General features: G+C 71.2%; 12 protein-coding genes. 4 read left to right on the top strand and 8 right to left on the bottom strand.

All coding sequences use genetic code 11. From position 1 onward, the window contains the following. Window positions 1-15: 15 nt before the first annotated feature. From ACFYW7_RS21905 to ACFYW7_RS21875, 7 genes are all read right to left on the bottom strand, one after another. On the bottom strand, window positions 16-1,179 hold the full coding sequence (locus tag ACFYW7_RS21905; protein WP_389504794.1) for a hypothetical protein: 1,164 nt from the start codon (window positions 1,177-1,179) through the stop codon (window positions 16-18). Then, window positions 1,176-1,982, bottom strand: coding sequence for a PP2C family serine/threonine-protein phosphatase (locus tag ACFYW7_RS21900; RefSeq protein WP_389504792.1), 807 nt, complete (start codon window positions 1,980-1,982; stop codon window positions 1,176-1,178). The genes ACFYW7_RS21905 and ACFYW7_RS21900 overlap by 4 nt, the downstream gene beginning before the upstream one ends. 29 nt (window positions 1,983-2,011) lie before the next feature. After that, window positions 2,012-2,773, bottom strand: a complete 762-nt coding sequence (locus tag ACFYW7_RS21895; protein ID WP_389504790.1) for a hypothetical protein — start codon at window positions 2,771-2,773, stop codon at window positions 2,012-2,014. A gap of 17 nt (window positions 2,774-2,790) precedes the next feature. After that, on the bottom strand, window positions 2,791-3,942 hold the full coding sequence (locus tag ACFYW7_RS21890) for a hypothetical protein (protein ID WP_389504788.1): 1,152 nt from the start codon (window positions 3,940-3,942) through the stop codon (window positions 2,791-2,793). A gap of 139 nt (window positions 3,943-4,081) precedes the next feature. Then, the gene (locus ACFYW7_RS21885) at window positions 4,082-4,546 is read right to left on the bottom strand and encodes a hypothetical protein (RefSeq protein WP_389504786.1); all 465 of its coding nucleotides are present in this window, start codon (window positions 4,544-4,546) and stop codon (window positions 4,082-4,084) included. Next, window positions 4,533-5,519 (bottom strand): serine/threonine-protein kinase, encoded by a 987-nt coding sequence (locus tag ACFYW7_RS21880; protein ID WP_389504784.1) that lies wholly within the window; start codon window positions 5,517-5,519, stop codon window positions 4,533-4,535. Before ACFYW7_RS21880 ends, ACFYW7_RS21885 begins: the two co-directional genes overlap by 14 nt. 222 nt (window positions 5,520-5,741) lie before the next feature. After that, a complete protein-coding gene (locus ACFYW7_RS21875; protein WP_389504782.1) occupies window positions 5,742-7,559 on the bottom strand; it encodes a phosphoenolpyruvate carboxykinase (GTP) in 1,818 nt (605 codons plus the stop codon). Between the two features lie 322 nt (window positions 7,560-7,881). Here ACFYW7_RS21875 and ACFYW7_RS21870 point away from each other — a divergent pair, with 322 nt between their 5' ends. The 4 genes from ACFYW7_RS21870 (at window position 7,882) to ACFYW7_RS21855 (ending at window position 11,718) form a co-directional block, all read left to right on the top strand. Beyond that, window positions 7,882-8,595: a hemolysin III family protein gene (locus ACFYW7_RS21870; RefSeq protein WP_389504780.1), complete on the top strand. Its 714-nt coding sequence runs from the start codon at window positions 7,882-7,884 to the stop codon at window positions 8,593-8,595. Between the two features lie 160 nt (window positions 8,596-8,755). Next, a complete protein-coding gene (locus ACFYW7_RS21865; RefSeq protein WP_389504778.1) occupies window positions 8,756-10,321 on the top strand; it encodes an MFS transporter in 1,566 nt (521 codons plus the stop codon). Then, window positions 10,318-10,980 carry a TetR/AcrR family transcriptional regulator gene (locus ACFYW7_RS21860; protein ID WP_389504776.1) on the top strand — a complete coding sequence of 221 codons (663 nt, stop codon included), beginning with the start codon at window positions 10,318-10,320 and terminating at the stop codon, window positions 10,978-10,980. The genes ACFYW7_RS21865 and ACFYW7_RS21860 overlap by 4 nt, the downstream gene beginning before the upstream one ends. A gap of 12 nt (window positions 10,981-10,992) precedes the next feature. Continuing rightward, window positions 10,993-11,718 carry a Mut7-C RNAse domain-containing protein gene (locus tag ACFYW7_RS21855; protein ID WP_389504774.1) on the top strand — a complete coding sequence of 242 codons (726 nt, stop codon included), beginning with the start codon at window positions 10,993-10,995 and terminating at the stop codon, window positions 11,716-11,718. Between the two features lie 36 nt (window positions 11,719-11,754). On the opposite strand, the gene ACFYW7_RS21850 is transcribed toward ACFYW7_RS21855, so the two are convergent. After that, window positions 11,755-14,019 (bottom strand): galactose oxidase-like domain-containing protein, encoded by a 2,265-nt coding sequence (locus tag ACFYW7_RS21850; protein ID WP_389505560.1) that lies wholly within the window; start codon window positions 14,017-14,019, stop codon window positions 11,755-11,757. Window positions 14,020-14,056 lie beyond the last annotated feature (37 nt).

Genomic DNA, 14,056 nt, shown 5'->3' with positions numbered 1-14,056 from the left:
GCCGCCGGCCCCGGCTCACGCGTTCGCCGCGATCACCACCAGGATCACGACCACCAGGATCAGGAGGGCCACCTTCAGCGCCGCGGGCCACGGCTCCCCCGGCACCGGGGCAGCCGGGACCGGCGGTCCCGGTGCCGGCCGCGCCACCGGCCCGTTGAAGACGTCGTGCCCGGTGTGCGCGGCCCGGGCGCACCAGGGGCACGAGGCCAGGTGCGAGCCGAACGCGTGCAGCGGGCGCCCCGGGCAGACCCGTACCAGCGCCCGTTCCTTGTCCAGCGCGCGCAGCCACGCCTCCGCCGGGGGCCGCGTGGCGGGGTCGTGCACCCCGGAGCCGAACGCGGTGCGGGCGAGGGCGAGCAGTTCGGGCGGGAGCACGGAGGGGTCGATCGTGCCGCGCGGGATGACGACCCGTTCGGGGCGTACGACGTACGAGCAGCTGGCGGCGATGTTGTCCTTGACCGTCGACTCGGAGGCGCTGTCGTGCGGGACGCCGCCGAAGGGGTGGTTGCCCGCGGTCAGCAGCTGGTAGACGAGGACCGCGAGGGCGAAGTCGTCGGTGGCGCGGGTGGCCGGGCCGCCGGCCTGCCGCTCGGGGGACGAGTAGTCGGTGGTGTGCATCAGGCAGGGGAAGAGTTCCCCGGTCACCGGGTCGTCGAAGGCGATGGAGTCGCAGTCGAGGAAGGTGACGAAGCCGTTGGCGTCGACGACGACGTTGCTGCTGGAGAAGTCGCCGATGACGAGGTCGTCGTAGTGCATGCGGGCGGTCATGAAGGCCAGGTTCCAGGCGACGCCGAGCAGGAAGCGCCAGTCGGCCCGGTCGCCGAAGAGCTTGAGGCGCTGGGCGCGGGTGAACAGGCCGATCAGCTGGACGTGCTGGGGTTCGCCGAAGCGGCGCATGGCGTAGCCGAGGAACTCGCCCCCCGAGCCGCGGGCCAGCGCGGTCGGCCAGGCCAGTTCGGGCGGCTGGGAGGCGTCGGTGGGGCGGGCCGCGAGCGGGGACATCGTCAGCATCCGCGTCAGCCGCCGCTCCTGTTCGGGGCCCGGCGCCTCGCGGTAGACCTTGACGACGATGCCGTCGTCGCCGACGACCGGGTAGACGGCCGCCTGACCACCGCCCTTCAGGGGCAGCTCGGCGAGGGTGACCGGCCTGCCGTCCAGGAACACGGTGCGGCCGCTCATGGCCGCGCCTTGAGCACGGCCCGCAGCAGGGTCTTGTCGTCGGCGTTGAGGGCGGTGAGCCGGTCCGACCGGAGCAGGGTCGCGAGCCCGTCGTGGGCGCTGTCGGTCACCGGCCCCGGCACGTCGAGGGAACGGAAGACGGCCTCGGCGAACGACACGTTCGGGGACAGCGCGCCGCCCGAGGACCGGTTGAGCGCGGCCTGCGCCAGGCCGTCGGTGGACAGCAGCACCCCGTCGATCCCCGCGTCGGAGACGCAGTCGGTGTGCACCCAGCGGGCCGCGTCCGGCGAGGTGAGGAAGACCGTCTCGTTGCTGTACTCGCTGGGCGCGGCCGGCTGCGGCAGCAGATGGAACTGCCGCTCGCCCTCCTCCGTCCCGGCGCGCAGGACGACGAAGCCGTCGCCGACGGTCAGGTGGCCGAGCCAGCCTCGCGCGAGCACCACCACGGTGAGCGTGGTGGCGAAGTCCGCCGCGTCGGCGCCCGTGCGGTCCAGGAACACCTTGCAGACGTCGTGGAAGGCGTCCTCCAGCAGCTCGTGCACGGCCTCGCCCGGGCGGCGGTCCGCCGCGGTGGCGGCCCGGCGCGCGAAGTGCTCGGCCGCCAGCTCGACCGCGAGCCGCGAGCCCTCCTCGGAGCGCGGTCTGCTGCCCGCGCCGTCCGCGACCGCGAGCACCGCGACGGACGCGGTCGCCGTGTAGGCGCAGGCGTCCTGGCAGGGCAGCCCCTGGCGGCGGTGCCGGTAGCCCTCGACGCTCATGCCGTGGATCCGCCACGGCGCGTTCCGCTCGTCGACTCCGGTCATCGGTCAGGCATCCCATCCGGTCATCGGGGTCACGACTCCCAGGCCGGGCGCTGCGTCTTGAACTGGCTGAAGATCTTCTCGAAGACCTCGTCGCCCGCGCCCTTCTGCTCGGCGTTCGCGCTCGCGGACATCATCTGGAGCAGTTCACGGAACGGGAATCCCTGGAGCCGGGCGTTGAATTTCGGCGCGAACGCCCGGAGCACCTGCTCGCCCCGGTCGGTGATGCCGCCGACGCCGATCGCGTACAGCCGGAAGCGGCGGGCCCGCTGTTCGTCGGCGAGCACCGGCGTCAACCGGTGCCAGGAGTCGGTGAGATGCCCCGTGGCGTCGGTCGGGAGCCCGTCGGTGACCAGACAGATCTGCGGCCGGTAGTACTGGAGTCCGGAGGCGCGCAGTTCGGCCTTGCGGGCGGCGATGACGTGCATCGACAGTTCGAGTGCCTCGGTCATCAGGGTGACCCCGGCGGCGGCGAGCTGCGGCGGCTGGAACATGTGGGCGGGCACGAAGGGGCTCACCGGGGCGCGCGGGGCGAGGAGTTGGGGCCCGCGCCAGGCGGCGACGCCCTGGCCGCCGAAGGTGACGACGGCGACCTCGACGCTGTAGCTGAGGCTGACGTCGTCGTGCAGTTCCCGGGTCCACTCGGCGAGCGCGTTGTTGAGCGTCTGGATGGGCTGACCCGCCATGGAACTGGAGATGTCGAGGCAGAGCACGAGCGGCAGCCGCTGCGCGTTGTTCTCGAACTCGATGTCGGCGTACTCCGCCGGCAGGGTGGGCGGGTATTCGCTGTGCATGGGGTTCTCTCCTGGTGTCAGGGCCGGGCTGCTGCGGCGTGCCGCCGGGCGGTCGGCGGGAACGCGTAGAGGACGTCGGCGTCCGGCTCGCCCGCCTCGGTGACGTCGACGGGCAGGCCGGGCGCGGGCGGCGGCCGGCCCGGCTCGGCCCACACCGCCCGGTACAGCACGTGGTCGACCTCGACGTAGCCCTGCGGGTGCAGTTCGGTGCGTACGACGGCGGGCCGGACGGGTCCGCTCACGTTGCCGACCCGGCGTCCGTGGCGGGGCGCCGGTCCGGTCCTGAGCCGGGTGGTGGCCTCGTCGGGCGTCCGGGGGCGCCGTGCCGGGGCGGCCGGTGCGGGACCGACGCCGCCGACGCCCGGCGCGGCGAGCTCACGCCGGGACAGGGTGCCGACGGCTTGCGAGGAACGGCGGATCAGCAGGAGGAGCAGGGCGAGGAGGAGGACGAGCACGGCGCACAGGACGGCGAGCACCTGGGTGGCGGTGTCCCAGCCTGAATCGGCGACCGGGTCGGTGGCGTGGTCGGTGACCTTCGCGGCGCCGCCGTCCCGGTCCGTCCCGCCCTTCCCGTCGCCCTGACCCTCCTGCCCGCCCCGGTCGTCCAGGCCGTTCCCTCCCTGTTTCCCGGAGGTGGCGGTCCCGGCGGGGTTCGAGGCGTCGCCCGCCGGGTCGGCCGAGCCGGCGGTGTAGACGTGCTCGGCGAGGTCGACGGCGAAGCCCCCCGCGACGAGGTCGGCGCCCTTCAGAGGGTGTCCCTCGTGCAGCCGGGCGCACGGGTCCTTGTCGTCCTTGGGGTCGCAGGCTCCGAGGACGGCCAGCTCGTTGACGGCCTCGGTCGACAGCGGGTCGACGGCGGCGTCCTTCGCGACGAGCCTGTGCGTCGGGTCCGCCAGGATGAGGAGCACCGTTCCGCCGGCCCCGGTGTGGGCGCCCGGGGGTACCTCGACCACGAGTCTGCCGGGCCGTCGCGTCAGGTCCCGCTCGGCCGTCCTGCGGTTCCCGGCGTCGCCGTCGAACGCCACCGCCCGGTCGAGGGTGACGTGCACGGCCCCCCGGTCGATCGACCCGGACCAGCAGGCGAGGCGTTCGTCGAACCGCGCGCCGCAGGGTTCACCGGCCGCCGCGGGCGCCGCCGGAGCGAGCCCGACGAGCAGTCCGGAAAACATCGTGAAAGAAACCCGACGCCACATCCACAACCCCCCGTGGACCAAAAGAACACCCCCGCGGCCCTGAAAGGCACCCGCCCATAGTGGCGGCAACCGGCCTGCTCCCGAAAGGGTTTGAGGAAGGCAACAGGCATATCTTCTACAACTCGAACACCTGATGGCATCGGGTGAACATCTGTCTCGCCCGTTGCACCCAATCACTGGCCAAAGCATCGAAATCCGTTTGCGTCATTCGACAGGTCAGGGGAAGGTCGCACACCCCTGCGAGACAAGGGCGGGGCCCCCGCACGTCCCATACGGACAGCATGGGATGCAGTTGCTCGGTATTCCACGCGTTCGACGCGGCGGCGGCCACGGCCAATTGGTCGCGGCGCAGGTAATGCCCGTCGGTGGCGAAGGCGACCAGGAGCCTCTTGGTCGTCATGAATCGCACGGTGACCATCCGGCCCGTTTCCTCCAGGTCGAACCGCATGGAGACGGAAACGGTGTCGCTCTCGGCGCGGTAATTCCGGCCGGCCACCCAGTTCTGCACCAACCGGCGCCAATGAACGCCTATTTCGAGGATCTCCCGGCCGCGGCCCGAGGACGGCTCAGGCGTCGCCACGGCCCACCGCCTCGGCGACCATCGCGTCGGTCAGACCGGCGTCGAGCAACGCCTGGGCGTGCGACAGCAGACAGGAGGGCACGGACACGCTGGCGCTCTCCTGGCGGCGCTTCACCAGGTCCTGGGTACGCGCCTTGATGCTGTGCGCCACCGTGGGCGGCGGCCATCCGGAACCCCGGGGCTCGGCCTCCAGCAACCCGGCCAGGAGATCCTCCGGTCGGGGCCGGTCCTGTGGCCGTTTCGCCAGGCAGCGCGCGACCAGGTCCCGCATCGGCCCGGTGATGCCGGCGAGTTCGGGCGCGGCGAGGACCACCCGGCGCCGCACGCCCTCTCCGCTGCCGTGCGGCGGACGTCCGGTGAGGGCGTACACCAGGACCCCGCCGAGGGAGAAGACGTCGCTCGGCGGTCCCACCGTGGCCCCCTTGATCTGCTCGGGCGACATGAAGGGCGGGGTGCCGACGACGACACCGACCTGGGTGAGGCCGGGGGCGCCGTCCACGCGGGAGATCCCGAAGTCGATGACGCGCGGCCCGTCCGAGGCGAGGAGCACGTTCGCCGGTTTGAGGTCACGGTGCACCACGCGTGCGGCGTGGATGGCCTGCAGCGCCTCGACCAGACCGGCGCCGAGCCGTCGTACCTGCGGCTCGGGCAGGGGGCCGTCGGCCTTGACCGCTTCGGCGAGCGAGGGGCCGGGCACGTACAGGGTGGCCAGCCAGGGCAGTTCGGCCTCGGTGTCGGCGTCGACGACGGCCGCGGTGTAGGCGCCGCTGACCACGCGCGCCGCCGCGACCTCGCGCGCGAAGCGCTCCCGGAACTCGGCCTCCGCCGCGAGTTCGGGACGCACGACCTTCACCGCGACCTCGCGCCCGGCCGGCGAGCGGCCGAGGTACACCCATCCCATGCCACCGGATCCGAGCCGCCCCACGATGCGGTACGGGCCGATCTTCATGGGGTCACTGACAGGCGTGCGCACCCCCGCCCACCTCATTTCGGGGTCGACTGACGGATGTCAGGAGTGTCCCGCGAAATCCGTGCTTTTTCAGCCGTTCCGGCACGGGCAGGGGCGCAGGGGACAAAAAAGCCGGGGTCCCGCACAGATGTGCGCGGAACCCCGGCGGGGTGCTGTCACCGCGGCCGACCCCCGCTACGGTCGCAGTCAGGGCGACGCGAGTCGGCCGCGGCGGCACAGGGGGCGTCAGCCCAGGCGCTGCACCAGAGCGCGGTACTGGTCCCACAGTTCCTTCGGCGTGTGATCACCGAAGGTGTTGAGGTGCTCGGGGACCAGGGCGGCCTCCTCGCGCCAGACCTCCTTGTCGACCGTGAGCAGGAAGTCGAGGTCGGACTCGGAGAGGTCGAGACCGTCCGTGTCCAGGGCCCCCTTGGCCGGCAGGACGCCGATGGGGGTCTCGACACCCTCGGCCTTGCCGTCGAGGCGCTCCACGATCCACTTCAGGACGCGGCTGTTCTCGCCGAAGCCCGGCCACACGAACTTGCCCGCGTCGTTCTTGCGGAACCAGTTCACGTAGTAGATCTTCGGGAGCTTCGCCTGGTCCTTGCCCTTGGCGACGTCGACCCAGTGGCCCATGTAGTCGCCCATGTTGTAGCCGCAGAACGGCAGCATGGCGAAGGGGTCGCGGCGCAGTTCGCCGACCTTGCCCTCGGCGGCGGCGGTCTTCTCGGAGGCGACGTTCGCGCCGAGGAAGACACCGTGGTTCCAGTCGAAGGACTCCGTCACCAGCGGTACGGCGGTGGCGCGGCGTCCGCCGAAGAGGATCGCCGAGATCGGCACGCCCTTGGGGTCCTCCCACTCGGGCGCGATGATCGGGCACTGCGAGGCGGGCACCGTGAAGCGGGCGTTGGGGTGCGCGGCGGGCGAACCGGACTCCGGCGTCCAGTCGTTGCCCTTCCAGTCGGTCAGGTGGGCCGGAGTCTCCTCCGTCATGCCCTCCCACCAGATGTCGTTGTCGTCGGTGAGCGCGACGTTGGTGAAGACGGAGTTGCCCCACAGCGTCTTCATCGCGTTGGCGTTGGTGTGCTCACCGGTGCCGGGCGCGACACCGAAGAAGCCGGCCTCGGGGTTGATCGCGTACAGCTGGCCGTCCTCGCCGAACCGCATCCAGGCGATGTCGTCGCCGATGGTCTCGACCGTCCAGCCGGAGATCGTGGGCTCCAGCATGGCGAGGTTGGTCTTGCCGCAGGCGCTCGGGAAGGCCGCCGCGACGTACTTCGACTCACCCTGCGGGGGCGTGAGCTTGAGGATCAGCATGTGCTCGGCGAGCCAGCCCTCGTCGCGCGCCATGACGGACGCGATGCGCAGGGCGTAGCACTTCTTGCCGAGGAGCGCGTTGCCGCCGTAGCCGGAGCCGTACGACCAGATCTCCCGGCTCTCGGGGAAGTGCGAGATGTACTTCGTGGAGTTGCACGGCCACGGCACGTCCGTCTCGCCCTCGGCCAGCGGCGCTCCGAGCGTGTGCACTGCACGCACGAAGAAGCCGTCGTCGCCGAGCTCGTCCAGGACGGGCTGTCCCATCCGGGTCATGGTGCGCATGGACACCGCGACGTAGGCGGAGTCGGTGATCTCGACGCCGATCGCCGAGAGGTCCGAGCCGAGGGGACCCATGCAGAACGGGACGACGTACATCGTCCGGCCCTTCATCGAGCCGCGGAAGACACCCTGCTCGCCCGAGAAGATCTCGCGCATCTCGGCGGGGGCCTTCCAGTGGTTGGTCGGGCCCGCGTCCTCCTCCTTCTCGGAGCAGATGAACGTCCGGTCCTCGACCCGCGCGACATCGGTCGGGTCGGAGGCGGCGTAGTACGAGTTGGGGCGCTTGATCGGGTCGAGCTTCTTGAAGGTGCCCTTGCGGACGAGCTCCTCGCTCAGTCGCTCGTACTCCGCCTCGGATCCGTCACACCAGACCACGCTGTCCGGCTGGGTCAGTTCGGCGATCTCGTTGACCCACGAGATCAGGTCCTTGTGGTTGGTCGGGACGGGAGCCGCGATGTCGCGCGCCACGATTGCTCCTAAATGAGGGATTTGTTGTTGTGCCCCGTGGGGGCTGCGACCCGGATGCTTCTCGGTGAGGGAACCCTTGGCGCTCATCCGGTGCCGACCGCACTCATTTGATGATCCGACCGGCGCGCGCATATGTCCAGAGGGCCTCACACCTGAGCGGAGTGAGCATCGCCACTTCCCGGGAGGTTTCCGCCCGCTCGCCCGGGGTTCATCGCGAGTACCCCGCAAAACCCGCCCGAACGCGTGAGACCATGGCCACTGTCGCGAGTCGATCGGGTCGTACTGACACGTAACCTACGGTTCCGTAGGTACGATTCGGCGCATGACTGCGCCCGTCCCCGAAGCGCCCACGGACTCGGCGGCCGCCGGCCCCTCGTCCGTCGCGCACGCCCTGTCGGAAGAGATCAAGCCCAAGCTCCGCGGCTGGCTGCACCTCGGCATGTTTCCGGCCGCCCTCATCTCCGGCCTGGTCCTCACCGCGCTGGCGGACTCGACCCGTGGCCGCGTCGCCTGCGGAATCTTCGCCCTGACGGCCTGCCTGCTGTTCGGGGTGAGCGCCCTCTACCACCGCGGCGACTGGAGCCCGCGGATGGACGGCGTCCTGCGCAGACTCGACCACGCGAACATCTTCCTGATCATCGCGGGCACCTACACCCCCCTGACCATGCTGCTGCTGCCCGAGGCCAAGGGGCAGTGGCTCCTGTGGAGCATCTGGGCCGCCGCGGCGGCCGGCATCGTCTTCCGGGTGTTCTGGGTCGGCGCCCCGCGCTGGCTCTACACCCCCTGCTACATCGCGATGGGCTGGGCGGCCGTCTTCTTCCTGCCCGACTTCATGCGGACGGGCGGCATCGCCGTCCTCGTACTGGTGATCGTCGGCGGTCTGCTCTACAGCGCGGGCGGAGTGATCTACGGCATCAAGCGCCCGAACCCCTCACCGCGCTGGTTCGGATTCCACGAGGTCTTCCACTCCCTGACCCTCGCGGCGTTCACCGTGCACTACGTCGGCATCTCGCTGGTGGCCTACCAGCACGGCTGACCTCCTCCCTCGACTCCCCTCAGTGGCCGCGGCTCCCCAGCCGCGGCCACTGCGCGTTTCCGGCGCGGCGACCTCGCCCCTCGGCCCCCACCCCGTCCCCCGTGAATTGAGAGTCGCACTGCATTGACAGTACCCCTCTTTTGGAAGTTACTCTCATTTCATGGAGACTCTCACACAGGACGACGCCGCTCGGCGTGATCCCCGCCGCTGGTGGGCCCTCGGGGCCCTGGTCGCGAGCATGCTCGTGCTCGGCTTCGACATGACGATCCTCAACGTGGCGCTGCCGACGATCGCCCGGGACCTGGGCGCGTCCACCGGTGAACAGCAGTGGATGGCGGACGCGTACGTCGTCGTCTTCGCCGCGCTGATGCTCCCCGCGGGCCTGCTCGGCGACCGCTTCGGACGGCGCCGGATGCTCGTGACCGGCCTCGGGATCTTCCTCGCGGGTTCCCTGGTGGGCGCCCTCGTCGACGACGTGACCTGGGTGATCGCCGCCCGCGCGCTGATGGGTGTCGGCGGCGCGCTGGTGATGCCGCTCGCGCTCGCCGTGCTGCCCTCGCTGTTCGGAGCCGACGAGCGCGCCAAGGCGGTGGGAGCCGTCTCCGCCGCCTCGGCGCTCGGCCTGCCGCTCGGCCCGATCATCGGCGGCTGGCTGCTGAACCACTTCTGGTGGGGCTCGGTCTTCCTGGTCAACGTGCCGATGGCGGCCATCGGCATCACCGCCTGTCTCCTCCTGCTCCCCGAGACCCGCGACCCCGCCTCCCCGAAGGTCGACGCCGTCTCCACCGCGCTCACCGCGGTCGGCCTCAGCGCCCTGATCTACGCCATCATCGAAGCCCCGTCCCGCGGCTGGGGCGACCCTCTCGTCCTCGGCTGCTCCGCCGCCTCCGCCGTCCTGATCGCGCTCCTGGTCGTCCGCGAACGCCGCGCCACCCGCCCGATGCTGGACCTGTCCCTGCTCGCCCGGCGCGGATTCCTGCTCAACACCCTCGCCGCGACGCTCGTCATGTTCATCCTGTCCGGCCTCATGTTCGTGCTGCCCCAGTACCTCCAGGCGGTCCTCGGCCACGACGCGCTCGCCACCGGCGTGCGGATGCTGCCGATGATGGGCGGGCTGCTCGTCGCCTCCCGCGGCGCGCAGCCGCTGATCACCCGCTTCGGGGCGCGCGCGGTGATCAGCGGAGGGCTCGTCGTCCTCGCCCTCGCCGCGTTCCTCGGCAGCAGCACGACCGTCGACGACGGGTACGGCCTCACCGCCCTGTGGCTGTCCGTCGCCGGGCTCGGCTTCGGCTTCGCCGTCGTGCCCGCGATGTCCGCCGCCCTCGGCGAACTCCCCCGCGACCGGGCCGGCAGCGGCTCCGGACTGCTGATGACGGTGCGGCAGGTGGGCGGCGCGATCGGCATCGCCCTGCTCGGCTCGCTGCTGGCGAGCACCTACACCGACCGTCTGGACACCGCCGCGCTGCCGGGCGCCGCCGCGGACCTCGCCGACGGCTCGGTGGTCGGGGCCCACGTGGTCGCCGAGCGGCTCGGCGACCCCTCCCTCGCCGCCGCCGCGGACGCCGCGTACGTCCACGGCATGGACCTGACCCTGCTGGTCAGCGGGATCGCGGCGCTGGCCACGGCCCTGCTCGCGGCGACGCTGCTGCCCGCCGGCCGCCCCGCGGCCGCCGTACCGGAGGAGGACACCGACATGGCCCCGGCCCCGGCCGATGCCGGACAATGAGACGCATGGCCGCCACCGCACAGAGTTCCCCTCCCGCCGCGGAGCCCCAGCCGGGGCTCCGCGAGCGGAAGAAGATCAAGACCCGCACCGCGATCCGCGAAGCCACGTACCGGCTGATCGAGGAGCAGGGGTACGACACCACGACGATCGAGCAGATCGCGGAGGCGGCCGAGGTCTCCCCGTCCACGGTGTTCCGCTACTTCCCGACCAAGGAGGACATCGTCCTCACGGACGAGTACGACGAACGCCTGGAACAGGAACTGCGCGAGCGCCCCGACGACGAGCCGTGGTTCGAGTCCCTGCGCCATGTGCTCAAGAAGGCCATCGGCATCGGCAGCACCGAGGACCCCCAGGTCTCCCGGCTCCGGACGCGGCTGATGGTCGAGGTCCCCGCGGTGCGGTCCCGGATGATGGAGAGCATGTCCGTCACCGGGCGGCTGCTGAGCCGGGCCATCGCGGAGCGCTCCGGACTGGACCCGGACAGCCTGGAGGTCCGCGTGTTCGCGATGTCGCTGATCGGCGGACTGATGGAGACCTCCCTGTACTGGGCCGAGACCGGCCAGCGGGGCGACTTCGCCGAACTGGTCGAGCGCACCGTGAACGTCCTGGAACACGGACTGCCGTCGCGAAACCCGGAGGCCCGGAACACGCCCGCGTGACATCCTGACCGCGTGAACGGACCGGAGATCCACATCGAATTCGCCCCCGAACTGGGGCTGTTCGTCCCGCACGCGCGCCGGACCGGAGCCACCGCCGCGGGCACCGACGGCTCCTCCACGCTCGGTCACGTCGTCGAGTCGCTCGGCGTCCCGCTGACCGAGGTCGGCGCCCTGGTCGTGGACGGGCACGAGGTGCCCTTCTCCCACATCCCCGCGGCGGGCGAGTCCGTGCGGGTCCGCCCGGTCGAACGCCCGCAGCGGGTCCCCGGCGCGCCGCTGCGCTTCCTGCTCGACGTCCACCTGGGCACCCTGGCCCGCCGGATGCGCCTCCTCGGCGTCGACACGGCGTACGAGTCCACGGACATCGGCGACCCGGCCCTCGCCGCCCGGTCGGCGGCCGAGCGGCGGGTGCTGCTCAGCCGCGACCGCGGACTGCTGCGGCGCCGCGAACTGTGGGCGGGCGGTTTCGTCTACAGCACCCAGCCCGACGACCAACTCCGTGACGTGCTCGGCCGGTTCGGCCCCCAGTTGAAGCCCTGGACGCGCTGCATCGCGTGCAACGGCCTGCTGGAGACGACCACCAAGGAACAGGTCGCGGACCAACTGGAGAGCGGCACCGAGCGGTCGTACGACGTCTTCGCCCGGTGCGCGGGATGCGGGCGCGCCTACTGGAAGGGCGCGCACCACGACCGGCTGGAAGCCGTCGTGGAGCGCGCCCTCACGGAGTTCGGGCCCTGAGGACCGGCCGGTCGGCCGGCCGGTCCCGCCGGACACCTAACGCCTGATCAGATCCCTGGCACCACAGGCCAGTCCGTCCCCGTCGGGGTCGAGCCGGAGCGGATCGTCCTTGCCGTTGATCCGCAGCCTCCCGTAGTCGTTCTTCTTGAGCCACGCGCAGCGGGAGGCCGTCGTCTTCCTCACCCCGTCGGGGAAGACCGTCGGGACGCAGACGTTGATCGTGCCGTAGTGGCGGTCACAGCCGGAGATGGTGGTGGACACCTTCTGCGAGGTGCGCTTCCCGCCCGCCCCGGTGACGATGCCTTCCAGGGAGTCGGCGAAGGAGTGGACGTGCGCCGAGGCGGTGTCCGCGGCGAGCGCGGACGGGCCCTGGAGGTGCACCCACTCGGCCACCGAGGGAACGCCGTTGGCGTCGACCGCGAAGAGCATGTACCAGCCGGGCGGCGCCATGTTGGGGTTGCTCGTCACATTCAGGTCGACGTTGTTCCCGTCCACGCTCAGCGGCAGGTCGACGAACCGCTGGTTGGGGTCGGAGGAGTGCGTCACCGCGGCGGGCCGGATCAACTCCGCCTTGACGATGGGCCGGTCGACCGTGATGCGCTGCGTGTCCCCGTACACCCATTCCTTGTCGATGACCGAAGTGATCTTCGGACGGGGGCCCTTGAGGAGGTACGGCGGGGTGTAGACGGACACGTCGTGGTTCCAGGTGCCGTTGCCCGGGTTGTCGCCGGTGGCCATCACCCGGCCGTCGGGCAGCAGGAACGCGGAGGAGTGGTAGCCGCGGGCCTCGGGGTCGGCGGTCACCGGGTCGAACGTCGAGGTCGCGGGGTCGAAGATCGACGCCTCGAAGACAGGGTCGGCGCGGTTGTGCAGTCCGCCGCCCGTCTCCAGGACCTTGCCGTCGGGCAGCAGTACGGCGGAGACGTACATCTTGCCCTGGGCGCCGGTCTGGGCCACCTTGCCGTTGCCGAGGTCCACCGTGCCCTGCGGGATCTGCGGGCCCTGTGTGTACGCAGGGCTGGCGGCCTTCAGGTCGATGATGTCGGTGAGCCGGTTCGCGGCCGGGTTCGAGTCGATGTTGCCGCCGCCGAGGGTGAGGACCTTCTGGTCCTGCGCGGGAGGCAGCAGCACGCTCGCGGACTGGTCGCGTTCGTCCTTGCTCTGGAGGCCGGGGACCGCGGTCGTGGTGTTGGCGTCGTAGTCGTAGACCGCAGAGCCGGTGCCCGGGGTGCCGTTGCCGAAGACGTGGCTGCCCGAGTAGAAGAGCCGGCCGTCCTGCATCAGGATCATCGACGGGTACAGGCCCCAGAACGACCAGGTCTGGTTGACCTGCCACAGCGGCAGCCACTGCTGCCGGGCGTTCGACCAGCGCTCGGCGGTCACCGAACCCGACGAGTCCTCGCGCAGACCGCCGAAGGAGATGATGTCGCCGTTGCCCAGCTCGGTCGCCGACGGGTACCAGTGGCCGTCGTTCAGGTCATTGGTCTTGCTGTAGGTCTCGGTGACCGGGTCGAAGACGTACGAGTCCTTGTACCCCTCGTACCCGTGCCCGCCCGCGACCGGGAACGCCTTGTTGCCGCTCATCACGAGCACCCGCCCGTCGGCGAGCTGGACGTGACCTGCGCAGAACATGTCCTTGGGCGTGGGGACCACCTTGTACGCGCCGGTCGCCGGGTTGTAGACCGCCGACGTGAACGTGCCCGCGGCGAAGTTCTCCTCGCTGTTCCCGGAGCCCGCGATCAGCAGCACCTTGCCGTTCTTCAGGACGACGGAGTGCATGGAGCGCACCGGGTTCTGCGTCGGCAGGACCGTCCACCTCCCGTTCGCGCACTCCTCGGCCGTTCCCGTGCAGGTGGCCGGCGGTACGGGGTCGGAGACCTGTTCCATCGTGTAGTCGTCGGTGGTCGCGGACCCCGTGCCGTACACGGAGACGCCCCAGGTGATGCGGTCGGTGCCCGCCGGGACGGCCGGGGTGCGGACCGTCGCCTGCGTCCAGGCCGCCGCCATGTCCAGGGTCTTCAGGTCGGTCCAGTACTGCCAGCCCGCCGTGGTGTCGTGCCGGAACAGCGTGATGGCCGCGTCCGGGGTGGTCGTCTTGTAGTGGAGCCCGAGGTCGTACTGCTTGCCCACGGTGACCACCGGCGCGCACGCGGCGGACTCGGTGATCAGCGCCTTGCGGTCACCGTCGACCCGGCGGGTCAGCGTGACCTTCATGGCCTTGGAGCCGGAGTGGGCGTCGGTCACGGTCGCGAAGCTGAAGTCGTTGTCGCCCCAGCCGGACTTCTCCCAGCAGGACGGCATGCCGTCCGTGCCGGCGGTCTCGAAGCCCGGGTTCGTG

The organism is Streptomyces sp. NPDC002580, from assembly GCF_042889485.1.
In the GTDB taxonomy this organism is placed as follows: domain Bacteria; phylum Actinomycetota; class Actinomycetes; order Streptomycetales; family Streptomycetaceae; genus Streptomyces.
The sequence above is the reverse complement of the archived record's forward strand: the minus strand, read 5'-3'. Positions and strand labels throughout refer to the sequence as shown.

Coding starts and splice junctions, on each gene's coding strand:
- ACFYW7_RS21905 (WP_389504794.1), bottom strand. CDS start 1,179: ATGAGCGGCCGCACCGTGTTCCTGGACGGCAGGCCGGTCACCCTCGCC.
- ACFYW7_RS21900 (WP_389504792.1), bottom strand. CDS start 1,982: ATGACCGGAGTCGACGAGCGGAACGCGCCGTGGCGGATCCACGGCATG.
- ACFYW7_RS21895 (WP_389504790.1), bottom strand. CDS start 2,773: ATGCACAGCGAATACCCGCCCACCCTGCCGGCGGAGTACGCCGACATC.
- ACFYW7_RS21890 (WP_389504788.1), bottom strand. CDS start 3,942: ATGTTTTCCGGACTGCTCGTCGGGCTCGCTCCGGCGGCGCCCGCGGCG.
- ACFYW7_RS21870 (WP_389504780.1), top strand. CDS start 7,882: ATGACTGCGCCCGTCCCCGAAGCGCCCACGGACTCGGCGGCCGCCGGC.
- ACFYW7_RS21865 (WP_389504778.1), top strand. CDS start 8,756: ATGGAGACTCTCACACAGGACGACGCCGCTCGGCGTGATCCCCGCCGC.
- ACFYW7_RS21860 (WP_389504776.1), top strand. CDS start 10,318: ATGAGACGCATGGCCGCCACCGCACAGAGTTCCCCTCCCGCCGCGGAG.
- ACFYW7_RS21850 (WP_389505560.1), bottom strand. CDS start 14,019: ATGCCGTCCTGCTGGGAGAAGTCCGGCTGGGGCGACAACGACTTCAGC.